The sequence below is a fragment of the Amorphus sp. MBR-141 genome, assembly GCF_053628695.1.
The window spans coordinates 367,454-393,964 of the sequence record NZ_JBRJGW010000001.1 but is presented as its reverse complement, the minus strand read 5'-3'; the positions used below and the strand labels follow the sequence as shown (position 1 = coordinate 393,964).

General features: G+C 69.1%; 25 protein-coding genes and 1 pseudogene. 10 read left to right on the top strand and 16 right to left on the bottom strand.

The window, feature by feature from the left end; all coding sequences use genetic code 11:
• Nucleotides 1-19 precede the first annotated feature (19 nt).
• A complete protein-coding gene (locus ACSSVZ_RS01800; protein WP_453967883.1) occupies nucleotides 20-958 on the top strand; it encodes an NADP-dependent oxidoreductase in 939 nt (312 codons plus the stop codon).
• Nucleotides 959-983: 25 nt separating this feature from the next.
• Here the strand turns inward: ACSSVZ_RS01800 and ACSSVZ_RS01795 are convergent, their stop codons facing one another.
• The 7 genes and pseudogenes from ACSSVZ_RS01795 to ACSSVZ_RS01765 form a co-directional block, all read right to left on the bottom strand.
• Nucleotides 984-1,415 (bottom strand): hypothetical protein, encoded by a 432-nt coding sequence (locus ACSSVZ_RS01795; RefSeq protein ID WP_453967882.1) that lies wholly within the window; start codon nucleotides 1,413-1,415, stop codon nucleotides 984-986.
• Nucleotides 1,416-1,563: 148 nt separating this feature from the next.
• A complete protein-coding gene (locus tag ACSSVZ_RS01790; protein ID WP_453967881.1) occupies nucleotides 1,564-2,829 on the bottom strand; it encodes an MFS transporter in 1,266 nt (421 codons plus the stop codon).
• A 49-nt stretch (nucleotides 2,830-2,878) separates the two neighbouring features.
• Nucleotides 2,879-3,322 (bottom strand): cupin domain-containing protein, encoded by a 444-nt coding sequence (locus tag ACSSVZ_RS01785; RefSeq protein ID WP_453967880.1) that lies wholly within the window; start codon nucleotides 3,320-3,322, stop codon nucleotides 2,879-2,881.
• Between the two features lie 31 nt (nucleotides 3,323-3,353).
• A complete protein-coding gene (locus ACSSVZ_RS01780; protein WP_453967879.1) occupies nucleotides 3,354-4,157 on the bottom strand; it encodes an alpha/beta fold hydrolase in 804 nt (267 codons plus the stop codon).
• A gap of 69 nt (nucleotides 4,158-4,226) precedes the next feature.
• Nucleotides 4,227-4,811, bottom strand: coding sequence for an NAD(P)H-dependent oxidoreductase (locus ACSSVZ_RS01775; protein WP_453967878.1), 585 nt, complete (start codon nucleotides 4,809-4,811; stop codon nucleotides 4,227-4,229).
• A pseudogene (locus ACSSVZ_RS01770) lies at nucleotides 4,808-5,164 on the bottom strand (acyl-CoA dehydrogenase family protein); the annotation flags it as partial. The pseudogene ACSSVZ_RS01770 and the gene ACSSVZ_RS01775, both read right to left, overlap by 4 nt.
• Nucleotides 5,165-5,182: 18 nt before the next feature.
• Complete coding sequence (locus ACSSVZ_RS01765) at nucleotides 5,183-6,034, bottom strand: acyl-CoA dehydrogenase family protein (protein ID WP_453967877.1); 852 nt, start codon at nucleotides 6,032-6,034, stop codon at nucleotides 5,183-5,185.
• 565 nt (nucleotides 6,035-6,599) lie between these two features.
• On the opposite strand from ACSSVZ_RS01765, the gene ACSSVZ_RS01760 reads away from it, so the two are divergent.
• Both ACSSVZ_RS01760 and ACSSVZ_RS01755 read left to right on the top strand, forming a co-directional pair.
• Nucleotides 6,600-7,355, top strand: coding sequence for a LuxR C-terminal-related transcriptional regulator (locus tag ACSSVZ_RS01760; protein WP_453967876.1), 756 nt, complete (start codon nucleotides 6,600-6,602; stop codon nucleotides 7,353-7,355).
• 294 nt (nucleotides 7,356-7,649) lie between these two features.
• Entirely contained in the window at nucleotides 7,650-8,027 is a 378-nt protein-coding gene (locus ACSSVZ_RS01755) for a RidA family protein (protein ID WP_453967874.1), read from the top strand.
• Nucleotides 8,028-8,058: 31 nt separating this feature from the next.
• On the opposite strand, the gene ACSSVZ_RS01750 is transcribed toward ACSSVZ_RS01755, so the two are convergent.
• On the bottom strand, nucleotides 8,059-9,201 hold the full coding sequence (locus tag ACSSVZ_RS01750; RefSeq protein WP_453967873.1) for an isobutyryl-CoA dehydrogenase: 1,143 nt from the start codon (nucleotides 9,199-9,201) through the stop codon (nucleotides 8,059-8,061).
• A 171-nt stretch (nucleotides 9,202-9,372) separates the two neighbouring features.
• Between ACSSVZ_RS01750 and ACSSVZ_RS01745 the strand changes: the two genes are divergently transcribed.
• The gene (locus ACSSVZ_RS01745) at nucleotides 9,373-10,077 is read left to right on the top strand and encodes a class I SAM-dependent methyltransferase (protein WP_453967872.1); all 705 of its coding nucleotides are present in this window, start codon (nucleotides 9,373-9,375) and stop codon (nucleotides 10,075-10,077) included.
• 22 nt (nucleotides 10,078-10,099) lie between these two features.
• Here the strand turns inward: ACSSVZ_RS01745 and ACSSVZ_RS01740 are convergent, their stop codons facing one another.
• On the bottom strand, nucleotides 10,100-10,957 hold the full coding sequence (locus tag ACSSVZ_RS01740; RefSeq protein WP_453967871.1) for a carbohydrate ABC transporter permease: 858 nt from the start codon (nucleotides 10,955-10,957) through the stop codon (nucleotides 10,100-10,102).
• Nucleotides 10,958-11,112: 155 nt separating this feature from the next.
• Here ACSSVZ_RS01740 and ACSSVZ_RS01735 point away from each other — a divergent pair, with 155 nt between their 5' ends.
• Entirely contained in the window at nucleotides 11,113-11,391 is a 279-nt protein-coding gene (locus tag ACSSVZ_RS01735) for a hypothetical protein (RefSeq protein ID WP_453967870.1), read from the top strand.
• Between the two features lie 74 nt (nucleotides 11,392-11,465).
• Here the strand turns inward: ACSSVZ_RS01735 and ACSSVZ_RS01730 are convergent, their stop codons facing one another.
• The 3 genes from ACSSVZ_RS01730 to ACSSVZ_RS01720 form a co-directional block, all read right to left on the bottom strand.
• On the bottom strand, nucleotides 11,466-12,350 hold the full coding sequence (locus ACSSVZ_RS01730; protein WP_453967869.1) for a carbohydrate ABC transporter permease: 885 nt from the start codon (nucleotides 12,348-12,350) through the stop codon (nucleotides 11,466-11,468).
• 93 nt (nucleotides 12,351-12,443) lie between these two features.
• Nucleotides 12,444-13,709, bottom strand: a complete 1,266-nt coding sequence (locus ACSSVZ_RS01725) for an ABC transporter substrate-binding protein (protein WP_453967868.1) — start codon at nucleotides 13,707-13,709, stop codon at nucleotides 12,444-12,446.
• A complete protein-coding gene (locus ACSSVZ_RS01720; RefSeq protein WP_453967867.1) occupies nucleotides 13,706-14,833 on the bottom strand; it encodes an ABC transporter ATP-binding protein in 1,128 nt (375 codons plus the stop codon). Before ACSSVZ_RS01720 ends, ACSSVZ_RS01725 begins: the two co-directional genes overlap by 4 nt.
• 354 nt (nucleotides 14,834-15,187) lie before the next feature.
• Between ACSSVZ_RS01720 and ACSSVZ_RS01715 the strand changes: the two genes are divergently transcribed.
• On the top strand, nucleotides 15,188-15,994 hold the full coding sequence (locus ACSSVZ_RS01715) for a DeoR/GlpR family DNA-binding transcription regulator (protein ID WP_453967866.1): 807 nt from the start codon (nucleotides 15,188-15,190) through the stop codon (nucleotides 15,992-15,994).
• An 11-nt stretch (nucleotides 15,995-16,005) separates the two neighbouring features.
• Here ACSSVZ_RS01715 and ACSSVZ_RS01710 read toward each other — a convergent pair whose 3' ends face one another.
• Entirely contained in the window at nucleotides 16,006-16,758 is a 753-nt protein-coding gene (locus ACSSVZ_RS01710; RefSeq protein WP_453967865.1) for a metallophosphoesterase family protein, read from the bottom strand.
• 38 nt (nucleotides 16,759-16,796) lie between these two features.
• On the bottom strand, nucleotides 16,797-17,573 hold the full coding sequence (locus tag ACSSVZ_RS01705; protein WP_453967864.1) for an AraC family transcriptional regulator: 777 nt from the start codon (nucleotides 17,571-17,573) through the stop codon (nucleotides 16,797-16,799).
• A 230-nt stretch (nucleotides 17,574-17,803) separates the two neighbouring features.
• Here ACSSVZ_RS01705 and ACSSVZ_RS01700 point away from each other — a divergent pair, with 230 nt between their 5' ends.
• The 4 genes from ACSSVZ_RS01700 (at nucleotide 17,804) to ACSSVZ_RS01685 (ending at nucleotide 22,183) form a co-directional block, all read left to right on the top strand.
• On the top strand, nucleotides 17,804-19,024 hold the full coding sequence (locus tag ACSSVZ_RS01700) for an MFS transporter (protein ID WP_453967863.1): 1,221 nt from the start codon (nucleotides 17,804-17,806) through the stop codon (nucleotides 19,022-19,024).
• 125 nt (nucleotides 19,025-19,149) lie between these two features.
• Nucleotides 19,150-20,010 (top strand): DUF1932 domain-containing protein, encoded by an 861-nt coding sequence (locus tag ACSSVZ_RS01695; RefSeq protein WP_453967862.1) that lies wholly within the window; start codon nucleotides 19,150-19,152, stop codon nucleotides 20,008-20,010.
• 163 nt (nucleotides 20,011-20,173) lie between these two features.
• Nucleotides 20,174-21,142: a Gfo/Idh/MocA family protein gene (locus ACSSVZ_RS01690; RefSeq protein WP_453967861.1), complete on the top strand. Its 969-nt coding sequence runs from the start codon at nucleotides 20,174-20,176 to the stop codon at nucleotides 21,140-21,142.
• A 105-nt stretch (nucleotides 21,143-21,247) separates the two neighbouring features.
• Nucleotides 21,248-22,183 carry a LysR family transcriptional regulator gene (locus ACSSVZ_RS01685; protein WP_453967860.1) on the top strand — a complete coding sequence of 312 codons (936 nt, stop codon included), beginning with the start codon at nucleotides 21,248-21,250 and terminating at the stop codon, nucleotides 22,181-22,183.
• 40 nt (nucleotides 22,184-22,223) lie between these two features.
• Here the strand turns inward: ACSSVZ_RS01685 and ACSSVZ_RS01680 are convergent, their stop codons facing one another.
• Nucleotides 22,224-25,103 carry an autotransporter outer membrane beta-barrel domain-containing protein gene (locus ACSSVZ_RS01680; protein WP_453967859.1) on the bottom strand — a complete coding sequence of 960 codons (2,880 nt, stop codon included), beginning with the start codon at nucleotides 25,101-25,103 and terminating at the stop codon, nucleotides 22,224-22,226.
• Between the two features lie 199 nt (nucleotides 25,104-25,302).
• Entirely contained in the window at nucleotides 25,303-26,292 is a 990-nt protein-coding gene (locus ACSSVZ_RS01675; RefSeq protein ID WP_453967858.1) for an ABC transporter substrate-binding protein, read from the bottom strand.
• Between the last annotated feature and the right edge of the window lie 219 nt (nucleotides 26,293-26,511).

Sequence of the window (26,511 nt, the reverse complement as noted above, 5' to 3'; positions counted from 1 at the left end):
ACGAATGGACGCGACACCGATGACCGAGATCACCGCCATCCGCTACGCCGCGTACGGCGCCGCCGACGTGCTGACCGCCGACCGGATCGAAGCCCCCACGCCGGGCCCGGGCGAGGTCCTGGTCGAGGTGCGGGCCGCCAGCGTCAATCCGGTCGACTGGAAGATCCGTTCCGGCGCGCTGCGGGCCGCGATGCCCCTCGCGTTTCCCGCCGGGACCGGGCGGGACGGGGCCGGCGTGATCGCCGGCGTCGGCGACGGCGTCGATGCCGGGCGCATCGGCCAGCGCGTCTGCTTCCTGGCCAGCCGCGGCGTCGGCACCTGGGCGGAACAGATCGTGCTGCCGGCGGACATTGCGGTGCCGATCCCGGATGCCCTGTCGTTCGTGGACGCCGCGTCGCTGCCGCTCGCGGGGCTGAGCGCCTGGATCCCGCTGGTCGACGATGCAGCGGTCGGACCGGGCATGCGGGTGCTGGTGCACGCCGCCGCCGGCGGCGTCGGAACGCTCGGCGTCCAGATCGCCCGCGAGCGCGGCGCCTGGGTGGCGGCCACCTGTTCGACCCGCAACGTCGACTTCGTGCGCGCCCTCGGCGCGTCAGAGGTGATCGCCTACGACCGGCAACGCTTCGAAGACCAGCTCGCCGACATCGACGTCGTCTTCGACACGGTGGGCGGCGACGTCCACCGCCGCAGCTATTCGGTCCTGAAGAAGGGCGGCACCCTGGTCTGCCTGAGCGCCGAGCCCTACGAGGATCGCGGCGCGGATTTCGGCGTGCGCGTCGTCAAGGCGATGGTGCAGCCCGACCCGGAGGCCCTTGCCGCCCTCGTCGCCCGCGTCGCCGACGGCCGGATCCGGACCGTAGTGGAGCAGGTCATGCCGTTCACCGACTTCGTCGCCGCGCAGCTCCACTCCGAAGCGGGCCACGCCCGCGGCAAGACGGTGCTGGCACTCGAGGCGTGACGGCGGCGCGCCGACGGCCCACCCGTCAGGGGAGCGTCACGCGCCTGCCCGCAAGCGGCGTCGGCAACGGGCCCCGCAGCAGCCTGTCGTCGACATCGTAGAACCGCGCCGACGCGGTTCCCGCCAGCCGGTCGCCGGACACCTCGATCTCGAAGGAGACCTCGCCGCGGCTGACCAGCCTGTGGGTCTGGCGGTCCGCGGTGAACTCCACGAACTTGCCGATGACCCGCCCCTCCCTGCGCATCCAGATGCCCTTGCCGTCGCTGTCGCTGGTGGTGGCATTGCCGGCATCGGGGTTCGACTGCTGCATCGTCCCGTCCGCGTTGAAGACGAACATGTGGTGCGGGAACGGCGCCTCCGGGGCCGTCACCACCCAGGTTCCGACGACCCCGTCGACGCCCGAGGCCCCCGTCGCCTTCGCGGAGAACCCGAACAGGGAGAGAAGCGAGGCGATCATCGCAAGGTGCCTTCGTCCGTTCGATCGCTGCGGTCGGCTGGCAGCTTCCCTTCCTATCCCGCTTGCACACCATGAGGAAACGACGTCACGCCCCGGTGCGAGGTGCGCCGGGGCGTGACGGTGTCGCAGCGACGGCCGAGCCGACGGGCTATTCGGCGGGCTGCGCCGCCATTCCGCTCGGACGGGTCTCCCGGGCGAGCACCAGCAGCACGACCAGGAACAGCGCCTCGATGATCGCAAACGCGACGAAGGCGCCGGCGAAGCCGCCCGAGCTGTTGATGATCGCGCCCATCAGCCAGGGCGATGCGAAGCTCGACAGGATGCCGAATACTTCCGCATACCCCACCGCGGCCGTTGCCAGGCTGTCGTGGTACTTCTCACTGAGGAGCGAGAAAATCGCCCCGCCGCCGAGAACCGCCACCCCGCTCAGGACCGCGTAGAGCACCAGCGCGCTGAACGGCAGCGGATAGACCGCGCTCGACAGGAACATGACGGCCACCAGCAGCGCCAGGAACGCCGTCAGCTTGATCATGAACGTCTTGCCGAGATTGTCCGCCATGTAGCCGCCGATCACCAGAAAGACCACCTGTGACAGCCCCATCAGGGTGCCGATCAGCGCCGCCGACTGCACGGGCATGTTCTGCACTGCGATGAAGGTCGGCACGACCCACGTCGCGGTGCCCGCGATGGCGAAGGTGCAGGCCGCGATGCCGAAACCGCCGACGGCGATCCACTTGGAGCGGAACACCTCCGCCACGGGCAGATGGGCCGCCAGCGGTTCGTCTTCCCAGCGGAATCCGGTGTAGCCGATGCCTGCCGGGCCCGCCCTCACCGCGACCATGTCGATCACCGCCACGATGAGCGTGCCGATCGCCAGCACCGCGAAGAAGGTGCGCCAGCCCACCGCGATGGTGAGCGGAATGCCGAGGGCGAAGTCGAGGGTGATGGCGAGGCTGTAGGCCGCAAGGATCATCCCGATGATGGCGCCGCGCCGGCGCTGCGGGAACCAGTCGAAGATCAGCTTCATGTTGCCGAGAAAGATCGCTGCGTCGAAGAAGCCGATGACCAGGCGCAGAATGAGCAGCTGCGTGTAGTTCTCGACAAACACCTGCAGCACCATTCCAAGGCCGGTTCCGGCGAGGCCGATCAGCAGGAGCGTGCGGGCCGACACCTTGCGGCTGAAGGGGGCCCAGACCACCATTCCGATGCCGTAGGTGAGCGCAAAGATGCCCTGGGCAAGCCCGGCCTGCGCCGGGTTCAGCCCCAGCGATTCGGAAATGAACGGCACAACGGCGGCGAAGGCGTACCAATCCGCCGCGAGGAATATCTCGCAGACGAGGGCGAGAACGAGCATCCCGACCTGCCACCGCTTGACCCGCGCCTTGTCGACCGCGGAAAGACTTTCCCAGTTCATCCTCTGACCCCTCGTTTTGTCTGTTGGTCGTCCGTCTCCCGCCGGCGGCTCACGCTGGCGGCGGAAGGAAGTCCACCTCGTGCTCGGCGGCAATCCGAACCACCTCGGCCGGATCTGGCACGTTGTGGATGCGCTCGAAGAGCTCGCGCAGCGAGCGGGTCGGAGCGACCCAGAACAGGCTGGTCGCGTCGGCGTCGGACTTGTTGAAGATCCCGTGCGGGATGCCCATCGGCATGCGCACGAGGTCCCCTGCGGTCGCGGTGAAATCCTTGCCGTCGAGCCAGAAATCGTAGCGACCGCCCAGCACGTAGACGAACCCGTCCTGGGTCGGGTGCACGTGCGGCGGCACGAAGGTGCCCGGCGGGAACTTGGCGTGCCAGGCCATCGATGCCGTGGAGACCTGCTTGAGCGTGTAGGTCTGGCCGAGGATGTCCCAGACAGCCTGGTCGTAGGCGTTCGCTGCGTCCGTGATGCCGGGTGGCATGTCGATCATTGTGCATTGTCCTCTGAGCAAGCAGGCCGGATCAGCCGGCCAGGAAATCGGTGACGATGCGGGCGGAGGCGGGTGTCTCTTCCAGGACGAGGTGGCCCGTTGCCTCGACGAGCTCGAGGCGGGCGTCGGGGAGAAGCCGCAGCCACGTCCGGCTCTGACCGGTGGGCCGCAACCTGTCCGCGGCTCCCCACAGCAGCAGCGTCGGCATCGAGATGCGGTGGATCCAGCGGGCGAGCTTCGGGTTGCCCTGGGGATTGGCGGCCACAAGCTTGGCGAGCGACCCGATCTCGCGGCCGAGGGCGGCATCGAAGTCGGGGTCCGGCTCGGACGGGAAATAGCGCAGTGCCGCCGCCGGATCGTGGGCGAGATAGGACGGCAGTTCCGGCGGCGCGATCTGGAACAGGTCCGGCGCCGGCACCTCCTCGTCGACCAGACCGGCCGGGCCGATCAGCACGAGGCGTCGCACCCGCTCCGGCTGGCGGATGGCGAACTCGGCCGCGATCCAGGCGCCCAGAGAGAAGCCCGCCAGATCGAGCGTGGCGAGGCCCAGCCGGTCGAACAGGTCCATGTAGTGCAGGACGTAGTCCTCGATGGTGTCGATGCCCTCGCCGTCACCGGAAAGCCCGAAACCGGGATGGAAGGGAATCAGCACCGTGTGCGAGGCCGCCCAGTCCCGCGCGGCCTCGAAGCCGGTGAAGGTGCCGGTGCCGTGGAGAAAGACCAGCGCCGGTCCCTCGCCGATCGACAGGACCACCGTCCTGACACCGTTGATGTCGTGCTCGGCCTGGGTGAAGCCGGTCAGGTCGAGGCCGGGTCGGGTTGCGCTGGCGGTCATGCCTGGAAAGTCCCCCTGTCGTGGATCGGTCCGGTGATGGCTGCGGCCGCGGCGGGTGCCGCGCCCGGCTCAGGCAGCCGCCGCGTGGCGGCGGGTCAGAAGCGCGGCGAACTGGTCGACGGCATCGGCGATGCGCGCATGCATGGCCGGCGTCTCCAGCCGCCCGTCGACGAAGTCGACCGCGCCGGCGTAGACGGCGGTCGACACGGTCGAGGCCTCGAAGAAGCCGAACAGCGGGCGCAGCTGGTGCTCGACCATCAGCGAGTGGCGGAGCCCGCCGCCGCATGCGGTGAGCAACACCGGACAGTTCTTGAGCGCGCCCGGCGCGATGAGGTCGAACACGTGCTTGAAGAGGCCTGGATAGGAGCCCTGGAAGACCGGGCTGCCGATGATCAGCGCGTCGGCCTGCTCGATGGCCTCCACGACCCTGAGCGCCTCTGCGCCCAGGGCTGCGCGGGTGAAGGCGGCGATGCCCGGTCCTGCATCGACCAGATCGAGTATCTCCGCTTCGAGGCCGTGGCGGTGGTAAAGGTCGCGCGCCACCGCCTCGACCAGCAGCCGCGCCTTGGCCGGCCGCCAGCTCGTTCCGCAGAATGCGACGACCCGACCCGAGCCGCCCCCTGAGGCCTGATCGTGCCCGGCCGCCGCGATCATCCGGCGACGCCGAACACGGTCCACTGGGCGTCCGGATCCGGGAGGCCCATCAGTGCACGGCCGCATTCTTCGACGATCTGGTCGGCCAGCAGGATGTGCTGCGTGCCGGCATGGATGTCGCGGTAGAAGCGCTGCATCGGCGTGTTGTGCAGTGACGCGCCGCGCGCCGCGCGATGGGCGAATGTACCGACCTCGGAGATCACGTCGTGGACGTGACGCAGCGTCAGCTTCGCCATGGTCATCTGTTCCTGGGAGGGAGCCTCGCCTCCCGCGCAGGTCTCCGAAATGCCGCGCCACGTCTCGTAGGTGAGCGCGCGCGCCGCCCGGAAACGGGCCTCGGCCTGGGCGAACTGGAACTTGAAGCTGGCGCTCTAGGCCGACTTGCCGAACGGATCGGAGCGCTGGACGATCACCTTCACCAGCTCGTCGAGAACGCGCCGGCCCACTCCGATCGCCCAGCTCGTGTGCGCCCAGGCGCTGTAGCCTGCGAGCCCGAGCACCCCCTGCGACCCGCCGCGGCGGGGCGCACCGATGTCGAAGTCGTAGGTCATGTGCGTCGGCACGAAGATCTCTTCGGCGTCGGCCGGCTTGTAGTCGTAGCTGCCGGTCGCCCGGAGCCCGAGCACGTCCCAGTTGCCCAGCAGCTCGATCGTCGAGCGCGGATGGTGACAGATGACGATCTTCGGCTGGCCGTTGGACTGCATCACCATGGCGCCGGCATCGTCGGTGATGAAGCAGCCGGTGTGGATCCATTCGGCGTGCTGGACCGCGCTGGCGTAGGCCCACTTGCCCTTGATCATGTAGCCGCCATCGACCGGGCGGGCGAACCCGCGCGGCACGCCGTTGCCGGCGATGGTGATGTCCACCCCGTCCTTGAAGACCTCGGCGATCCCCGCGTCCTCGATGTAGAGAGCCATGGTGGTGCCCTCCATGTTGTTGACGATGGAGCACCACCCGGCGGAGGCATGGGCATAGGAGAGCCGCTCGACGAGCTTCATCGCCTCGAAATGGGAGAGCTCGGAACCGCCAACCTCCTTCGGGAACAGCATCGTGTAGATGCCGGCCTCGCGCAGCGCCGCGACCACCTCGTCGGTCATGTGGCCGAGCTTTTCCGCCTCCTCGGCCTTGGCCTCGATCAGCGGCAACAGAGCGTCGAGGCGCGCGTGGAGCTCGGCCGCATCGGGCGCTGCGTGCGGAATGGCGGTGGCCAGGGACAAACTCATCGTTTGGGGTCCTCCAGAACAATCGGATCGTCCGCCGACCGCGCTATCGGCGAGGCCGCGCGCGGCTCAGAAGGCGGAAAAACGGTGCGATCCGGCGCGGCGCGCTGTTTTTTGCCTGCCTGTCTGGCGCCGCCGCCAAGTAAGGGGGCGGCGCTTTCCAGGTCTCCAGTGACGGGAATGCTCGGGCCGCCGCGCCCTGATCGGCAATCCCCCCGCATGGGGGGCTGCGGCGCTTGCGGAAAGCCGACTAGTCTGACGGGAACTGTGCCCAGTTCATTCCATGAGCTAGGTCTGCGAACAATTCGGGCTCGACCGCAAAGAACGCTTGGCCAGACTTTCATGTCGGCCGCAGGATGGAGTTCTTCCGGCGCATCGATTGTCGATCAGGTGTCGCCGCCTGATCCAAGAAACCTTCCGGGGGACGCTCAACTCGGACTTACGCCCGCTGGGCGCTGGGGAGCGAGGGGAGGCCTGGCCTGTTCGAACTGGTACTCGGGAGGGGATGATGCCGGGGGTTCGAGACTATCGTGACACGGCGACTGCGGGCCTGCTCGCGGACAGCCTCATGACGATCGCCGAAAGCCGCTCCCTGGGGGGGCTGGGCGAGGCGTGCCGGCGCGCGATCGTGCGCTTGAGCGGCTCCCCCACGATCGGGCTTTATCTGGTCGCCGAAGAGCCCCGGCTGCTCTACAGCTACCACACCCCAAGGGGCTTCCTGGACGACTACAGCCGCGGCATGGCGAAGTCGGATCCCATCATCGACTGCATTCGCAGCACGGGCCAGGTCGTGGACGGCGCCTCGTTCTTCGGGCCGCTGTCCTGGTCGAGAAGCGCGTCGTACGAGCTCCTGCATTCCTGGGGGTTCGGCCACAACATGTGCGGGCCGCTGCGCTGCGAGGATGCCATCGTCGGCGTCTTCTACACGGCGAACGGCGACCGGGACGGCCCCTACTCCGACCGCATGAAGCAGCAGATGGCGCTCCTGTGTCGGGCCTCCTCGATCGCGCTGACCGCGCTGGTGCGCAGCGGCGACCTCGACGACCATCCGGTCGCCACCGACGATCGGTCCGCGCCGCGCACCTACGCGTCGGGCGCGCTGCCGGCCGTGTGCCGCGACACCTGTCTCTCCATGGATCTGCCGCCGCGCTCGGCGCAGGTGGCGCGGCTCCTGTGCATGGGACAGACCAACAAGACGATCGCCCGGGAAATGGGCATCTCCGACCAGACGGTGAAGGAACACGTCACCAACCTGTGCCGCCGCGCCGGTGCCCGCAACCGCACCGAGCTTGCCGCCATGCTGCTGCGCACCCGCACCCAATGATTTCGCGGGCGCGGTGACTTCAGGCGCGGTCCTGCAACCTGGGCGGCAGATCTCCCTCACGCCCTACTTGCATGTTGTGAAACAGCCCCGGGGCCACTCGCGTCTTTGATCGCGCACGTTGCGAAGAGCGCATTTCATGGCTGCGTGCCGATCAGCGGCATCCTCGACCTGAGGCCCGAGGCTCCCGCACCGGACCCGTCTCGAAGACGCCAACCACTTCGGCACCCACCTGGCGCTCACCGATCCGGCGCACGGCTGGTACCGGGATCTCGCCCGGATGAGGGAGGAAACGCGATGAAGCAGCACGTGACCGGCGGACTGCCGCCCCCCGGCCAGCCGTTCTCCTGGGCAATCCGCGCCCGCGACATGCTCTACGCCACCCACGGCCCGGTGCAGGACGATGGCACCATTCTCCTAGGCTCGATCGAGGAGCAGGCGGAGCTCACCATCGCCAATCTTCAGAAGACGCTCACGGAGGTCGGCGGCCGGCTCGACCAGGTGGTCCAGGTGCAGATCTTCCTGCTGGATGTGGCCGACATGGCGCCCGTCGACCGGGTATACGCGCGCTTCTTCGCGCCGCCCTACCCCAATCGCGCCAGCCTCGTCGTCGCCGGGCTGGTCGCGCCGGGCATGCGGATCGAGATGACGGCGACCGCCGACCTCACGCTCTGAGGCGGCGTCCCGCGCGCACGTGCCAATCGGGTCACCTCACCCCGAGGAGGTCGCGGGCGACGATCATCCGCATGATCTCGTTGGTGCCTTCCAGGATCTGGTGGACGCGCAGGTCGCGGACGATCTTCTCAAGCCCGTATTCCGCCAGGTAGCCGTAGCCGCCGTGAAGCTGCAGAGCCTCGTTGGCCACCTCGAAGCCGACGTCGGTGACGAAGCGCTTGGCCATGGCGCAGAGCCGCGTGGCGTCGGGCGCCTTGGCGTCGAGCGCGCTTGCGGCCCGCCACAGGAAGGTGCGGGCCGCCTCCAGTTCGGTCGCCATGTCGGCCACCTTGAACTGCAGCGCCTGGAATTCCCTGAGCTCCCGGCCGAACGCCGAGCGCTCGGCCATGTAGGCGACCGTCCTGTCCAGCGCCGACTGGGCCCCGCCCAGCGAGCAGGCGGCGATGTTGAGCCGGCCGCCGTCGAGGCCGGCCATGGCGATCCTGAAGCCGTCTCCCTCCGCGCCGAGGCGGTTGTCCACCGGCACCCGCGCCCCCTCGAAGATCACCGCGCGCGTCGGCTGGGCGTTCCAGCCCATCTTCGCCTCGTTGGCGCCGAAGCTCATGCCCGGCGTGTCGCGCGGAACGATCAGGGTGGAAATGCCTTTCGGCCCGTCAGCACCGGTGCGCACCATCACCACGTAGACGTCGCTCGCCCCCGCCCCGGAGATGAACTGCTTCTGGCCGTCGAGCACGTAGGCGTCGCCGTCGCGTACCGCTTTCGTCCTGAGGGCGGCCGCGTCGGAGCCGGCACCCGGCTCGGTCAGGCAGTAGCTCGCCATGGTGGTCATGGCGCAGAGATCGGGCAGGAAGGCCGCGCGCTGGGCCTCCGATCCGAAGCGGTCGATCATCCACGCCGACATGTTGTGGATCGACAGATAGGCCACCACCGACGGACAGCCGGTCGACAGCGCCTCGAAGATCAGCGCCGCCTCGAGCCGCGACAGCCCGGACCCGCCGACGTCCTCGCCCACGTAGATCCCGCCCATGCCGAGGGCGGCGGCCTTGCGCAGCGTGTCGACCGGAAAGATCTTCTCCCGGTCCCAGTCGACGGCGTGCGGCGCGAGTTCCTCGGCGGCAAAGCCCGCCGCCATCTCGCGGATCGCCGCCTGTTCCTCGCTGTAGGAAAAATCCATTCGCCTCGCCCTGCTTCTGCGTCGGGGTTGCGGCGGCAGGGCCGCCCGGACGCAAGCATGACGCAACGCGGCCGGTTCGTCATCCGGTCAGGCGCGCGGGCCATTGCCGGCGCGGGCGCCATCGGTCACAAACGGGCGGACGCCAGGGCCGGTCACGCACGGAGACACCAGATGGACACCGCCACCGCCACGCCGACGCCGCCGCAGACCCATTTCGCGATGCTCTCGGCCCGGGTGCCGGTCGCGGGCAAGCGCGTGCTGGACATCGGCTGCGGCTCGGGCGGTTTCATGAAGGAGCTCCTGAAGGGCGGCGCCGACGCCCGCGGCTTCGAGGTCGCCGAGGAGACGCTCGAGCGCGCCGTCGCCGCCGGCATCGAGCGGGAGCGGATCGCGCTCGGCGACGGCAGCGCCCTGCCCTTCGCCGATGCCTCCTTCGACTGCGCCTGCTTCGTGTTCTCCTTCCACCACGTGCCGGCGCACATGCAGCGCACGGTGCTGGCCGAGGCCGCCCGCGTGCTCACGCCGGACGGCACGCTCGTCGCCATCGAGCCCCTGCCGACCGGGCCGATGAGCGAGGTGCTGGCACCGATCGAGGACGAGACGGTGGTGCGCACCACGGCCCAGGCGCTGCTCGCCGCGCCGCCGGCGCCATTCGTGCTGGAAGACACCGCCGCCTACGAGATCGCCCGCATCCATGCCTCCCACGAGGCGATGATCCGCGATGCGGTGGAGGTCGACGCCGCCCGTGCCGAGCGCGCCGCGCGGCCCGAGGTCGTGGCGGCCGTGGCCGAGCGTTTCGCCCGCGTCTCCACCGCCGTCGACGGCGGCTTCGAGCTGCGCCAGCCCTGCGTCCTCTACCGGTTCAGCAAGCGCTAGGCGGGCCCGAACCGGCCCGGCATCACTTGATGCCGGCGGTGAGGAACGCCTGCAGGAACTGGCGCTGGAAGATCAGGAACGCCACCAGCAGTGGCGCGATCACCATCAGCGTCGCGGCGCTGATGACGGAGATGTCGACGCCGCTCTCCGGCGCGCCGAACAGCGACAGCCCCACCGTCAGCGGCCGGACCTCGGCGGAATTGGTGATGATCAGCGGCCACAGGAAGTTGTTCCAGTGGGTCGCCACCGAGACCAGCCCGTAGGCGAGATAGGTGGGCCGCGCCACCGGCACGTAGACCCGCCACAGGACGCCCATCCACGAGCATCCCTCCACCCGGGCCGCGTCCTCCAGCTCGCGCGGCACCGACTTGAACGCCTGGCGCAGCAGGAAGATGCCGAAGGCGCTCGCCATGTAGGGCAGCCCCATGCCGAGCGTCGTGTCGAACAGCCCCAGGCTGGAGACGATGGCGTAGTTCTCGACGATCAGCACCTCCGGCAGGATGAACAACTGCAGCAGCACCAGCACGAACAGGATGTCGCGGCCGGGGAACGCGAACCGGGCGAAGGCGAAGCCGGCCAGCGTGCACAGCAGGAACTGCCCGGCCAGCACCAGGCTCACCAGCTGCACCGTGTTGAGGAAGTAGCCGAGCCACGGCGCGCCCGCCCAGACCGTCCGGACGTTCTCCAGCGTCCACGGCGCCCACGGATCGAGGGAGACGGCGGCGGTGGCGGAATGAAACGCCGCCCAGGCGGCGAACAGCAGCGGCGAGATCCAGACCACGGCCAGCAGGATGGCGCCGACGGCGTCGAGGCTGAAACGGGGCCGCGTCCGGCCCCGCCGGGCAACGGCGGGAGGTGCTGCGTGGGCGGACGCGGTCATCGGCCGGCTCCCTTCCGGTCCCGCAATTTCCGGTCGGTCTGCATCATCGCTGTTGCGATTATTAATTGAATATTGGAAATTGGACTATCGTACGAGTTGCGTCGCTGGCGTTCGACATTTCCCCTGGCAATCGGTTGGATCGAAAGGAGATCACCATGGGACTGGCAATCGCGTCCGCAACGGTTGCGGAGAACGGATCGCTGAACGGTGCACACAACATCAAGAGCTGCGAGCACAAGGCAAAGGGGATGTACGTGGTCCACTACGCCGACGGATTCGCGGCGGGCTCCGGCGCCCAGGCGACACCGTGGGGAGCGGGCCACACGATCGGCCTCAACATCATGGCCGAGAACATGTGCGAGGTGCTGATCACCGACGTGCACGGCAACACCTCGGACGCCGGCTTCTCCTTCGTGGCGTTCGGCTCCGACTGAGCCCGTCGAACCGAACCGATGATCGGCGCCGCCCGGCATGGCGGCGCCGAAGTCCGCCTTCTGCGGCCAGGTCCTCATCGGTAGTGCGCCTTGCGGTCGATCACGCCGAACTGGATCGATGCGACGATACCCAGCACAACCAGCACAAGCACGGTCATCGCGGCGGCGTGGGGCGCGTCGAAATAGGAGAACGCCATCTCCCAGATCCAGTAGAGGATCAGCTTGGAGGCGTTGTCGGGCCCGCCCTTGGTGAGGATGAACAGGTGGTCGATGAGGCGCACCGAGTTGATCAGCGCGTTGACCAGCACGAACAGCGTCGTCGGCATCAGGAGCGGCAGCACGATGCGCCTCGTGTAGGTCCAACGGCCGGCGCCCTCGATGCGGGCGGCCTCCTTCAGCTCCGGCGGGATGGTCTGCAGGGCGGCCAGGTAGAAGATCATGAAGAAGCCCGCCTCCTTCCAGACGGTCACCGCCATGATCGCCCACAGCGCGGTTTCCGGCTGTCCGAGCCAGTTGACCGAGCCGGCGCCGAACAGTCCGCCGATTCGGTCCAGCAGGCCGAAGCCCGGCGTGTAGAAGAACAGCCACAGATTGGCGGCGGCGATCATCGGCAGCATGGTCGGGGTGAAATAGGCGACGCGCACGAAGCCACGGGCCGGCATCTTCGCATCGGCCCACAGCGCCATGCCCAGCGCGATGGCGATCGACAGCGGAACGGTGACGCCGGCGTAGAGGAGATTGTTGCCGACCACCTGCCAGAACACCGGGTCGGCGGCGAGGTCGGCGTAGTTCTGGACGTCGACGAACACCGACGGCCGCCGCGACGTGCCGCGCGAGAACAGGCTCGCCCAGAGCGTCATCACCGTCGGCGCGAAGGCGAACATCGTCAACAGGATGAGCGCCGGCGACAGCAGCATCAGCGCATACAGCGATATCCGCCGTCGTTCGTCGCTCGCCATGGTCGCAATCCGCCGGGCTGTTGAAACGGAAAAGGCCGGCCGGGGAGCGGTCGCCGCCCCCGGCCGGTGCTGTCGGGTGGTCCTGCGGAGGCCTTACTGGAAGGGCTTCAGCAGCCGGTCGGACGTCGCCTGCGCCTCGCCGAGGGCCTCTTCGGCGCTCTTCGAACCGGTCAGGGTCGCCTGGATGGCGTTGTTCAGCGACTCGCGCACCCGGGCGGTCTCATAGGTCGAGAACTCCGGGATCGCGACTTCCAGCTGATCGCGGGCGACCAGCGCCTGCGGGAAGTCCTTGGCGTAGTCCTGCAGCGCCTTGGTCTCGTAGGCGGCCGGGCTGACGCCGACGTAGCCGGTGGCGATCGACCATTCGGCAGCACGCTCCGGCGCGGTCATGTACTGCACCAGCTTCAGGGCAGCCTGCTGCTCGGCCTCGTCGGAGCCCTTGAACAGGTAGAAGTTGCCGCCGCCCGTCGGCGAGCCCGGCTGCACGTTGGCCGGCAGCATGGCGACGCCGAAGTCGAAGGTGGCGTCCTTCTTCACGGCGCTGAGGTTGCCGGTCGTGTGCCACATCATCGCCGTCTGGCCCTGCAGGAAGGCCTGGCGCAGCGTGCCCCACTCGACGGTGCCTTCCGGCATCACCTTGGCGTCGGTGGCGAGCCCGCGCCAGAATTCCAGCGCCTCGACCACCTTCGGATCGGTGAAGTAGGTCTCGGTGCCGGCGGAGTTCATCAGCTCCTTGCCGTTCTGGATCGCGAAGCACTGGAACATCCAGTACGGGTAGCCGGTCGACGGCACCATCAGGCCCCAGCGGCCGTCCTTGGTCAGCGCCTTGGCGTCGGTGACCATCTCTTCCCAGGTGGTCGGCGGCGCGTTCGGGTCGAGGCCGGCCTCCTTGAACATGTCCTTGTTGTAGAACATCACGATGGTCGAGCGCTGGAACGGGATGCCCCAGGTCTTGCCGTCGATCTGGCCGTTCTTCATCAGCGCCGGGTAGAAGCTGTTGAGCCACTTCTGGCCCTCTTCGCCCTTCACCACGTCGTCGAACGGCACGATCAGGTCCTGTTCGATCAGGTCGTAGGCGTCGATGGAGAACAGCACCGAGAGCTGCGGGGCCTCGCCGCTGTTGATCGCCGACAGCGCGCGGATGCGGGTGTCGTCGTAGTTGCCGGCATAGATCGCCTCGACGTCGATGTCGGGGTTTTCGGCCTCGAATCCCTCGATCATGCCGTCGACGACCTCGGTGAGCGCACCGCCCACGGCGATCGGATAGTACATGGTCAGCTTGGTCTGCTCGGCCGACGCCGGAAAGGCGGAGGCGGTGAGCGCGGTGGCGACCATGAGACTGGTCAGGAGCTTGTTCATCGGGAAGGGTCTCCGTGAGGGGATGGCAGGCGGTCTCGACCGGCGGTCGGCGTCGGTGCCGGACGATCTGGGGGACGCGCGTCGGCGAGCCGTCGGCCGGACGCGCGGTCGAAACAGTGCAGGGCCTCGGCCGGCCAGCTGAGGCCGACGGGGGTGCCGGCCGCCAGCTCGCAGCGCCGGGGAATGCGGGCGGTGAGCGCGTCGCCGGCCCGGGTGCGGACCGTCACGAACGTCTCGGCCCCGAGGAATTCGTGGGACACCACCTCGGCGTCGAGGCGCCCCTCGCCGGGCGCCACGAACGCGATGTCCTCGCCGCGCACGCCGAACATCGCGTCGCCGCGGCGGTGGGCCTCGGGGCGTTGCGCCTCGGGCAGGATGTCCAGCGGCAGGACCGACATCGGCGGCGAACCGACGAAGCTCGCGGTGAACGCGGTGGCCGGACGCGCATAAATCTCCGCCGGGCTCGCCATCTGCTCGATCTGCCCGTCGCGCATCAGGATCACCACGTCGGCCATGCTCATGGCCTCGGTCTGGTCGTGGGTGACGTAGACGACGGTGATGCCGAGCCGCTGCTGGAGCTCGCGGATCTCCTGGCGCACCGAGTGGCGCAGCTTGGCGTCGAGGTTGGAGAGCGGCTCGTCCATCAGGCACAGCGGATGGCCGGCGACGACGGCGCGGGCGAGCGCCACGCGCTGGCGCTGGCCGCCGGACAGCCGCGACGGCTTGCGGTCCTCCAGGCCCTCAAGCCCGGTGAGGCGCAGCGCCTCGGCGAGCTGGACGGCGCGATCTCGCCTGGAGACTCCGCGCACCTTCAGGCCGAAGACGATGTTCTCGGCGACGGTAAGATGGGGAAACAGCGCGTAGGACTGGAACACCATCGACAGGCCGCGCTCGGACGGCGGCAGGTCGGTGACGTCGCGGCCGTCGATCTCGACGCGGCCGGCGTCCGGCGCCTCCAGACCGGCGATCAGCCGAAGCGTCGTCGACTTGCCGCAGCCCGACGGCCCGAGCAGCACGACGAACGCCCCCTTGGCGATGTCGACGCTCACGTCGTGCACGCCCGACTTGGCGGTGAAGGCGCGGGTGAGCCCGGTCAGACGGATGAACGGTGTGGGCGCCGTCATGCCCGCCCATCCGCAGGCCCACCGGCGTCGGCACGCGGACCCGCGGTATCGGCGGACGGCGTCGCCGCGCCCTGCCTCGCCGTCAACAAGATCCGCTCGTCCCGCTCGCGCGTCATCGACGCCTCCTCTCCAACAGCCGGCTGAGTAGAGGCGTTCAGTAACGGTCTCGTGTCGTCTGCATGACGTTCATATGAACATTCATGTCGCCTCCCTCGGCCCTGCATTTTCATTTTGCGAAATGCTGAGCACCGAAGCACGATACCCGCCCGGGCGCCGCATGGCCATGTATGGCGTGTCGCTCAAGTGTCATATCTCGGCGCTATTGCCGCTTCTGAGAACGAGGGCAATTTTCGTATGAGCATGACCGGCAACGCCGAATCCCGGCAGTCAGCGATCACCGAGATGCTGAAGGAACGGGACTTCGTGAGCGTCGAGGAGCTGGCCGTCCGCTTCGACGTCACCACCCAGACGATCCGCCGGGACATCAACGGCCTGTGCGAGCAGGGCGCCGCGCGCCGGCGCCACGGCGGCGTCGTTCCGGCCACCCTCAGGGGCAATGCCACCTTCCACGATCGCCAGGTGCAGAACCGGGAGGCCAAGCTCGCGATTGCCCGCGAGGTCGCCCGCCACATTCCCGACGGCAGCTCGATCTCGTTCGGCATCGGCACGACGCCGCAGATGGTGGCGGAGGCGCTGCTGACCCGCCAGCGCATGAAGATCATCACCAACAACCTGCCGATCGCGCTCACGGTGGCCCGCAACACCAACTTCGAGGTGGCGATCGCCGGCGGCACCGTGCGGACCAACGACCTGGACGTATGCGGCGGCTCGGAGACGTTCTTTGCCGCCTACAAGGTCGACATCGCGGTGTTCGGCGTCGGCGGCGTCGATGACGACGGGTCCCTCCTGGACTTCACCCAGGACGAGGTGCGGGCGCGCCAGGCGATGCTGGAAAGCTGCCGCCGGTCGTTCCTGGTCCTCGATGCCTCCAAGTTCGGCCGGGCCGCGCACGTCCACGGCGGCCGCATCGACCAGGTCACCACCGTCTTCTGCGAGGCCGAGCTGCCGCCGCCGATCGGGTCGCTTCTGTCCCGGTCCGGCACGGAGTTCGTGCGCTGCCCGATGGCGACGGCACGGCGGGTCAGCGACGGCGGGATCTGACCGCGACCGTCTCAGCCCGGCCGCACGGCGAACCCGGTCCGCAAGGCGGCCGCCCAGTTTGGCCGCCCGCAGGCATCGGCGCGCCGCGCCGCCGCCTCGTGATCGTAGGCAACCGCGACGAACAGCACCGCCGGCAGGCCGTCGGGGTCCGGCGTGACGATGGCGTACCGGGCGTGCGGAGAGCCGGAGTCCGAGACGTGTGGCGGGTCGTCGTCGTCGTAGGCCGGGCAGCCGACCGAGCCCGGATTGATGATCGTCACCCCGCTGTCGAGGCGCACCATGTCCGCGCGATGGCTGTGACCGGTCAGCACGACGCCGGCCTCCACCCGATCGCCCAGACGCGCCGCGATCGCCTCGTGGCGGTCGCGCACCAGCTCCCCGTCCTGAATGCGATCCATGAGATAGCGCGTGTCCGAGGCGGGAGACGCGTGCATCGCGACGATCCCGTCCGCCACCCTCGCATCGAACGGCAGCGCCCCGAGCCAGGACCGCTGCGCCGGCGAGATCGCCTCGACGGTGAACCGGTCGGAGGCGTTCATGCGCTCCGGCGAGAGCGTCGCCACCTGACGGTCGTGGTTGCCGCGCACCGTGACCGCGTCGAGGGTGGCGAGGAGCTCGATCGTCTCGCGCGGCCACAGCGGACCGGAGGTGCAGTCGCCGAGGTTGACGAGGAGGTCCGCCCCGCCCCGCGCCGCCAGATCGGCCTGCACGGCCTCCAGCGCCGGCCGGTTGCCGTGGATGTCGGCAATCACCGCGATCCTCAAGACCTTCCTCCCCCCGACCTCACAACCCGTTCTCCCGATCAGCGACGTTCGAAATAGGCCCTCGGCGACGCGCCCAGCATGCGCCGGAACATGGCGGTGAAGGCGGCCGGGTTGTCGTAGCCGAGGTCGAGCGCCACGGTGGTCACCGGCTGGCCCGCCGCCAGCCTCGGCAGCGCCGCCATCAGGCAGGCCTGCTGGCGCCAGGCGACGAAGCTCAGCCCCGTCTCGCGCCGGAACTGCCGGGTGAACGTGCGGCGCGAGACGCCGAGCGCGCCGCTCCAGTCGTCGATGGTGTCGTGGGGCGTCGGATCGGCCAGGAACGCCCGGCAGCGGCGCGCCAGCGCGCCGTCCAGCGGCAGCGGCAACGACAGCGGCAGCGGCGGCAGCAGGCGGATCTCGTGCAGGATCAGCGCCATCAGCGCGCCGTCGCGGCCCTCCACGTCGTAGGTGGCCGGGACCGTCACCGCATCGGCCAGCAGCCCGCGCATCAGCGCCGAGATGCCCACCACCTGGCAGCGGTCCGGCATGCCGGCGACGGCGCCGGGCTCCAGATAGAGGCTGCGCATGCGCACGTCACCCAGCATCTGCACCTCGTGGACGGTGCCGGCCGGGATCCACATGCCGCGCTGGGGCGGCATCATCCACGCACCTTCGGGCGTCGCCACCATCACCGCGCCGGTCGACCCGTACAGGAGCTGGTCGCGGTGATGATAATGAGCGTCAACAAGGTGGCCGTCCGGATAGTCGCCGCCCAGGGCCACCACGGGTCGCGGCACTTCCCGATAGGACTGGCGCAGCTCGCCGCGGATCATCATGGCCCACTCGCGTAAGAGATTGACCCTATGCGGGTGGCGGGCCGTCGTCCAGTCCGCATGATGGGGTCAGCCAGAGCCCACTCCGGCCGGATGGACCCATCTGGACCCTCGAAAGCGGCCCCGGGTTCACGACCAGAGCCGATCCTGTTCGGTCCGATCGCTCCGATCTGAACGGGACGTGGCTCGAAGCGGCGGCCAACGCCTGCGCGACAGGGAAGAAGCGACCTCTCATGAGCGACATCACCATCGAGCGGCCGAAGGCCACGCCGACGGCCTTTTCCGTCCTGAGCGCCGCCGGCTTCTGCCACATGCTCAACGACATGATGCAGTCGGTGTTTCTGGCTGCCTATCCCATCTTCAAGGGCAATTTCGACCTCAGCTTCGGACAGATCGGCCTGCTGACGCTGACCTACCAGGCGACCGGATCGATGCTGCAGCCGCTGGTCGGCCTCTACACCGACCGCCGGCCGCTTCCCTATTCGCTGCCGTTCGGCATGGGCTCGTCGTTCGCCGGCCTGATGATGCTGGCCTACGCCCACTCCTATGCGATGCTGCTCGGCGGCGCGGTGCTGCTCGGCGTGGGTTCGTCGATCTTCCACCCGGAGGCCTCGCGCCTGGCCCGCCTCGCCTCGGGCGGCGCCCACGGCCTCGCCCAGTCGCTGTTCCAGGTCGGCGGCAACGTCGGCACGTCGCTGGGGCCGCTGATGGTCGCCTTCTTCGTGCTGCCCCACGGCCAGCGCAGCATCGCCTGGTTCGCCCTGGCCGCACTTGCCGGCATGGTGGTGCTCACCGGCCTCGGACGCTGGTATTCCCGCACCGGTCACGCGCGGCCGCGGCCCCGCGGCACGCCGGTCGACCGGAGCCACCTGCCGCCGCGCGAGGTGCGCCGCGCGATGGCGATCCTGATCAGCCTGCTGGTGTCGAAATGGTTCTATCTGGCGAGCTTCACCAGCTACTACGTCTTCTTCCTCATGCAACGCTTCCGGCTCGAGGAGGGACAGGCGCAGATCTACCTGTTCGTCTTCCTCGCCGCCGTTGCCATCGGCACCCTGATCGGCGGCCCGGTCGGCGACCGGATCGGCCGCAAGACGGTCATCCGGGTGTCGATCTTCGGCGTGCTGCCGTTCACCCTGGTCCTGCCGTATGCGGGGCTGCCGCTCACCATCGGCCTCAGCGTCGTCATCGGCGTGGTGATCGCCTCGGCCTTCTCCGCCATGGTCGTCTATGCCCAGGAGCTGATGCCCGGCAGGGTCGGCATGGTGTCGGGCCTGTTCTTCGGCCTCGCCTTCGGCATCGGCGGCATCGGCGCCGCCCTGATGGGCCTGCTGGCCGACCGCACCAGCATCCAGTTCGTCTATGAGGTCTGCGCCTTCCTGCCGGCGATCGGCATCCTTGCCGCCCTGCTCCCCGACATCGAACGCGACCGCCTGCAGGCCGCGCGGGCAGGCTGAGGCAACGCCCTGGGGCGGTCCCGATCTGGCGGCGGCCGAATGCGTCCGGATATGCTAGACCCCTGCCTGGATGCCCGCCGCAACCGGTCATAGCCGGACGCGTGCCCCAAACCGAGGAGGTGACCATGACCGCTCCCGACATCGCCATCGTCGCGCCAGGCATGATGGGCAGCGGCGTCGCGCGCCGGCTCGTCGACAACGGCGCCCGCGTGACCACGTGCCTCGAGGGCCGCTCCGAGGCGACCGTCAGGCGGGCCGAAACCGCCGGCATGACCCCGGTCGCCTTCGACGCGCTCGCCGAGGCCGACCTCGTGCTGTCGATCCTCCCGCCGGGCGACGCCGTGGCGCTTGCCCGCGCCCTCGCCCCCTCCCTCGACGCCGGCCCGCGCAGGCCGGTGTTCGTCGACTGCAACGCCGTGTCGCCCGCCACCATGGCCGAGATCGCCGCGATCGTGACGGCGGCCGGTGGCCGCGTCGTCGATGCCGGCATCATCGGCGCGCCGCCGAAGCCCGACGGCAAGGGTCCGGTGTTCTATGCCTCCGGCACGCCGGCAGACGTCGAGGCATTCGCCCGGCTCGCCGACTTCGGCCTGCGCATCTCGCCCATGGACGGCGGCATCGGCACCGCCTCGGCCATGAAGATGTCCTATGCCGGCATCACCAAGGGGCTGACCGCCATCGGCACCGCGATGATCCTGGCCGCCGGGCGCGGCGGCGTTGCCGGCACCCTGCAGGCCGAACTCGCCGCCAGCCAGCCCGAGCTGCTCGCCTGGCTCGCCCGCCAGGTGCCCAAAATGCCGCCCAAGGCCTATCGGTGGGATGCCGAGATGCAGGAGATCGGGGCGTTCACCGGCGATGCAGAGGCCGGCACCGCCATCTACGACGCCGTCGCCGAGCTCTACCGTGCCGTCGCCGCAGATCCCGACGCCACCTCGTCCCGGGTGGCGGGCTTCTTCGAGCCCGGGGCGCCGGCCGGCAACGCCTGAAGGCGACGCAGACGGAAATCCGGGCGCAGCGCTTGGGCGAAAGTCTTGGACGGGCCGGTCGGATTCGGCTTCTCTCGCGACCGGTTCCAGAGCCCCTTCCGACCGGTGGACTCCCCTGGTCGATCCATCATGGCTCCGGATTCGATACCGCGGAGGAGCAGCGATGCTGACTACGGCGATCCTCGGGCCCGGCAGGTGGGCCGCCCGTCTGGTGGACTCCGTCCAGGGCAAGAGCAGCCGCCTGCGCTTCGTCGCGGCCGGCAGCCAGGATCCGGACCGGCATGCCGACTTCGGCGACCGCTTCGGCCTGCCCGTCACCACCTACGACGCCATCCTCGCCGATCCCGCCATCGAAGCGGTGGTGATCGCCACGCCGCACCGCCAGCACCGCCCGCACGCCATCGCCGCCGCCGAAGCCGGCAAGCACGTGCTGGTCGAAAAGCCGCTCGCCACCACCAAGGAAGACGCCCAGGCGATCGTCGCCGCCTGCCGCACGGCCGGCGTCAAGCTCGCCCACGGCTTCAACCGGCGCTTCGCCCCGGCCTACCTGGAGATGCTGCGGCGGGTCCACGAAATCGAGATCGGCGAGCTGCTGCACGTCGAGGGGCAGTTCTCCGGGCCGTCCGGCTATCGGCTGAAGCCGGGTGCCTGGCGCGCCGACCGCGACGAATGCCCCGCCGGCGCCATGACGCCGCGCGGCATCCACGCCCTCGACAGCCTGATCTCCATGGCCGGGCCGGTGATCTCGGTGTTCGCCTACAGCGAGCACCGCGAGATCGCCGTCGACGTCGACGACGTCACCTCGGCGCTGCTGCGCTTCGGCAGCGGCGTCACCGGCTACATCGCCGCCCACCAGGCCACCGCCGAGATCTGGCGGGTCGCCGTCACCGGCAGCAAGGGCTGGATGGAGATGCGCGGCCCCTCCGACCTGACCGTCTGCACCCTGGAGGGCGAGCCCGAGAGGATCCCGCTGGAGCGCACCGACATGGAGCGCGCCGAGCTGGAGGCGTTTGCGGATTTCGTCGCCGGCGGGTCGTATCCGGTGAGCAACGCCCAGGCGCTGAACGGCGTCGCGGTCATCGAGGCGATGGTCGCCTCGGCGCGCGGCAACCAGCTGGTGCGCCTGCACTGAGCGGGTCCCCATCCGCCCACCGCCCTTCGCAAGCCGCCGCCGACGCCGTACCCTCTCCCGATCTCCGCGCCACGTGCCGGACCTCCGCCGGAGCCGAACCCGCCGATGCCCATCAACGACCGTCAGCTGCGCTATTTCGTCAAAGTGGTCGAGGTCGGCAACATGACCAAGGCCGCGGCGCTGCTGCACGTCGCCCAGCCGGCGCTCGGCATCCAGATCCGCCAGCTGGAGGACCTGCTCGGCACGCCGCTGTTCGAGCGCCATTCGCGCGGCGTCTCGGTCACCCCGGCCGGGCAGCTGCTCTACGACCGCGCCGGCGTCGTCCTGCGGCTGATGGAAGAGGCCGAGGCGGAGCTGAAGACCTTCGGCCAGGACCGGCGCGAAACGCTGACGGTCGGCGTCACCCACTCCATCATGCGCCTCGTCGGATCGGCCATCCTGACCGCCGCCCGCCGCGACCTCCCGGGCGTGTTCCTCAGCCTCGTCGAGGAGCCCAGCATCGTGCTGGAGGGCGGCCTGCAGCGCGGCGAGATCGATCTCGCCTTCACCTACGAGCTCTCCCCCGACCTGCCGTCGGTCACCGGCACGCCGGTGATGGTGGAGGAACTGCTGCTGGTGACCCGGCCGGACCAGGCGCCGGCGGCCAAGACCGTCGCGTTCGCCGACGTGACCGCCATGGAGCTGGTGCTGGCGCACGGGCGCGACCCGATTCGCCGGCTGGTCGAGCGTGCCGCCCTGGAGCGCGGGCTGTCGGTGAAGGTCGACTACGAGGTGCAGTCCCTGCAGGCGACCCGGCAGGTGGTGCAGGAGGGGCTTGCGGCCAGCATCCTGCCCTACGGCACCGTCGCCGAGGAGATTGCCTCGGGCCTGCTCGCCGCCCGGCGGATCAGCGATCCGGTGCTGAAGCGCACCCTCTACCTGGCGCGCCCCCTCGGCCGCGCCGCGTTCCTCAACGAGGACGGCATCATGAAGCTGATGCGCTCGGTGGTGAAGCAGCTCGCCGTCGATCTGGAGCACCTCGCCGAACGCGCCGAGGGCTGAAAATCCGCCGCCCGCCGATACGGCAGGCGGCGGGGATCGCTCAGAAGCGCCAGGTGAACTTCGCCTGCACGGCGTTCACGGCCACGCTGTCGCCGAACTGGCCGACGTAGGACGCGCCGAGGCTCGCCCGCTCGTTGATGGCGAGATCGGTACCGATTTCGATCAGAGCGGTGTTTTCCGCCACCGGCACGCCGGACACCGTGAAGTTGGCGCTCGGAACGCTCAGAAGCGCCATCTGCGTCTCCGGTGTGGTGTCGCCGAAGGCATACTGCCAGGCGACCGAAGCGTGCGGCTTCAGCGACATGCCGCCGGAGAGCGCCATCGTCGTTGCCACCCGGACACCGACCGACGTGTAGCCGACACCGGCCGAGCTGGAGGCGCCCGACAGGCCGTTGGCGGCACCGGTTTCGGTGAAGCTGTCGGTGTTCAGATGCACGTAGGAGAGTCCGACGAAGGGTTCGAACGCCACCTGCTGCATGGCGAAGCCGTAGCCCGCCTCGGCGAACACCTGGGCGGTGCCGCCGTTGTAGTCGGCCTCCGCCTGGCCGGAGTGGCCGCGGAAGGCGAGCGAGCGCGAGGTCTCGATCTGGTTGAAGGCGTAGCTGGCGCCGAAGCGCAGGTTCACCGGCCCGGCGCTGGTGCCGCCATAAAGCGCAATAAGCGCGCTGTCGATGTCGGCCGAGCTCGCCAGCGTATCGATGTCGGAGTTCGACTGGCTGTAGCCACCCGCCGCACCGAACATCCAGTTGGCGACCTTCATGTCCACGCCGGCGATGAAGCCGGCGATGTTGGAATCGACGTTGGCATTGGTCGAGCCACCGTCATAGGTGGCCCAGCCGCCATAGGCCTGCGCCCAGACCGTCCCGTTGAAAGCCGAAGGGGCCGGCGCCGGCGTGTCGGTCGGGAAGGGGGCGGCCGAGGCATCGGCCGGGGTGCCGTAGGCAAGCGCCGGGCCGCCATAGCCGAGCGCGGAGGTCGGATCCGCCCGGTTGACGTATTCGCCCTGGCGCAGGCGTCCGAGCAGGGCCTGACGGCTGTACTGGCTGTCGCCGATCATCACCGTCTGGGCACTGGCATGGGCCTCACCGGTCAGCGCGTTGAGCGCACCGGAGAGCTCGCCGGAGGTCAGGTTGTAGAACGCGGACAGGTCCGAAGGCAGGCTCGCCAGATAGGGACCGCTGGTCGAGTTGATGACACTGTCGATGACGGCACCGACCGCCTGCTGGTTCGACGTGGTGCCCGACTGTCCCGCGAGGTTGGCGGCGACTTTCAGGCTCACTTCGGTCGGCGCATAGGTGAGCGTCGTGCTGTAGAGGGCCGGCAGACCGCTGACGGCGAGCGTGTCGAACGCGCCGGTAACTCCCTGCGTCGCCTTGATGACGGTGTAGTTCGGAGCAATGTTCGAGGTCTGGAAGGAGGCCGACAGCGTACCGGCAAGGCGGGCCGTGCCGGTGATCTCGAACGCATCGTTGCCCTGATCCGTCACCCGCATCGCGTACGTGCCGACCGAAGTCTGCACGAACTTGCCGCTGAAGAGATGGGTGATCGGAACGCCCGTCCCGCTGACCCCGAGCCAGCCGCTGTTCTCGAACCGCTTGCCCGGGCCGGCCGTGGCCGCGATCCGGCCGTCGATGACGCCCATGTTGACGATCACCGTGCCGACGGCATCGGCACCGGTGCGCAGGGCATCGGCGACGGCGGGCGCCTGCAGGGTGCCGTAGTTCAGCAGCGTGCCGTAGAGGCCGTGCATGTCCACCGCGGCGCCGGCAACGCCGGTGGCCGTGACGGTGCCCCTGTTGGTCAGCACGCCGTAGGTCTCGCCGCGCATGCCGATGCCGCCGTTGCCGCTCGCCTGAACGGTACCGGTGTTGATGATGTCGTCGCCCTTGCGGCCGCTGAGGATCGCCGAATCGACGGCGCTTGAGGTCAGCGTGGCGGCGTTGCGGATCGGGTTGTAGATGCCCGGGATGGTGGCGAGGTAGCCGTTGATGCCGGTGGAGTCGACATAGATGCCGACGACGTTGTCGCCGTAGGCGGAGTTGGACGACACCACCGCGCCCGGAATGTTGATCTCGTACCAGGTCGCGATGCCCAGCGCGTCGACATGCATCACCGCCGGATGCACCTTGCCGTCGGCGGTCACCCAGTTGGCGACCAGGTTGTACTCGCCGGAGCGGCCGGCGCCGGTGATGCCCTCGAAGTGGGTCGCGACGGCGCCCGGGTGGTCATAGGTCGTGTAGGTGCCGGTGGTCTGGTCGTAGATGTAGCCGTGCTCGGCGTGGATGACGCCGTCGACCTTCAACTCGCCGTAGCCGCCGGCGATCTTGTCGCCGTAGATGCCGTAGGCCGTCGTGCTGACGGCGCCGGGAATGTTGTTGGTGGTGTAGGTGCCGGTATCGATGTTGTAGATGAAGGCGTTGCCGGTCGCGAGCCGGGTGTCGTAGTTGCCGACGAGCTGATTGCCGAACGTCGAGTGGGCGATGGTGAAGAGCGTGTCGGAGCCGGGATAGACCAGCGTCGTGAGTTCCTGTCCCGGCGCCGATGCGCCGTCATACAGGTAGCTCAGATCGTAGGGGTTGGAGGCCGCCGTCTTGTAGCTGCCGACCGCCCGCAGGATGCCGCCCGGATTGCCGAAGTTCGGCCCGTACGGAGAGGAGCCGATGGCGCCGGGAAAGTTCGAGCCGTTGGCCGTCGCTTCCGGGAAGGCCGACCAGGTCTGGCTGGTCATGTTGTACAGGAGACCGCCGGTCTGGCCGCTCGACGGAATGGTGTAGTTGCCGACGACGTTGTCGCCGCGGATGCCGGTGAGGAACGTGCCGGTGGTGCCGAAATTGAGCGTCTGGAAGGACGTCGGCAGCGAGACGATCACATCGGCGGCGTGAGCAACCGGCGTCAGGCAGGTGGCGCTCAGGCCAATCACGGCGAGGGTGCTGCGACGCGTCCGGGAGGCCGGCCGGGAAGTCGATCTGATTTTCATGAATTCCGCCATGGTCGGCACGGAGACGTCCGCGCGCAATTTATGCGCGGTATCTCCCGCGCGTTTGCACCCACGCTATCGTGTTCCATGGCCCGCCGATAGCGCCGATGTGCTTGCTGCACAGCCGCGCGACCCGGAAAGCTCAGATCCGCACCGCCTCCAGTGCGCTTGGGTGAAACAGCTCTTCCGGCACGACCAGGCGTGGCGACAGCCCCTGGGCGTGATGGTGGGTCAGGAAGGTCTCCAGCATCACCCGGTTCGGGGCGAATCCGTACGACCAGAAGTCCTCGCCCATCAGGCCGCGGGCGTCCTGCAGCGCCTCCTCCACGAAGGGCAGCATCACCTTCGTCGCCGAAGTGTCGGCGAGCCGCGCCGTGCACACCCGCTTCGCCGCCTCGAACGCCTTCATGACGGTGGCGGGCAGCCAGGGGTGCCGCTCGACCAGCTCCCGGCGGATGCCGAGCAGATGCATCACCGGAAAGATTCCGGTGCGGCGATAGTAGTCCGTGGCCGCCGCGCGGGGGCTTTGAAACAGCCAGCCGACATTGTTCTTCGGCCCGAAACAGGACGGCACACGCGGCCCGATCAGCCCGTCGATCTCGCCGCGCGCGAGCAGGCCCGACAGCGTCTCCCCTTCGCCGATCGGCGAAACCCGCACGTCGTCCGGCAGGTCGAGCACGATCTTCTCGGTGCGGCCCGGCTGCTCGATGCCGCCGCGCACCCACTCGATGTCGCGCGGCGCCACCCCGTACTCGTCCTCCAGCAGCGCGCGCGCCCAGACGTTGGCGGTGAGCTGGTATTCCGCCAGCCCGATCCGGCGGCCCTTCAGGTCGGCCGGCGTGTCGATCCCCCGGTCGGTGCGCACGTAGATCGAGGAGTGGCGGAAGGCGCGCGAGGGGAACACCGGCATGCCCACGTAGGCGCTGTCGCCCAGCGCCGTCTTCACGGTGAAGGAACTCAGCGACAGCTCGCAGATGTCGAACTCGGTGTGACGGAAGGCGCGGAAGAAGATCTCCTCCGGCTCCAGCCGCAGGTAGACGGGATCGACGCCGTCGATCTGGACGTCGCCGTCGAACAGCGGCCGCACGCGGTCGTAGTCGCCGACCGCCACGGACAGGCGCAGGTCCGTCATTCTGGGAAGGCCGCGAGGGCGGCGGCCGATGGGGCCGAAGTCCCAGGGAGCGTGGTCGGCACCGTCATACCCATCCGCCTCGTGGAAGGAGCTGCATTCGGCGGCCGAAGGACACCGCCGCCAAGGATGCCCGGATCGTAGGGACCGGGCGCGTCCGCGGTCCAAAATGATCGTCTTTGGCAAGCGATAGCGAAAATGGATGAAGCCCGGCTCGCCCGG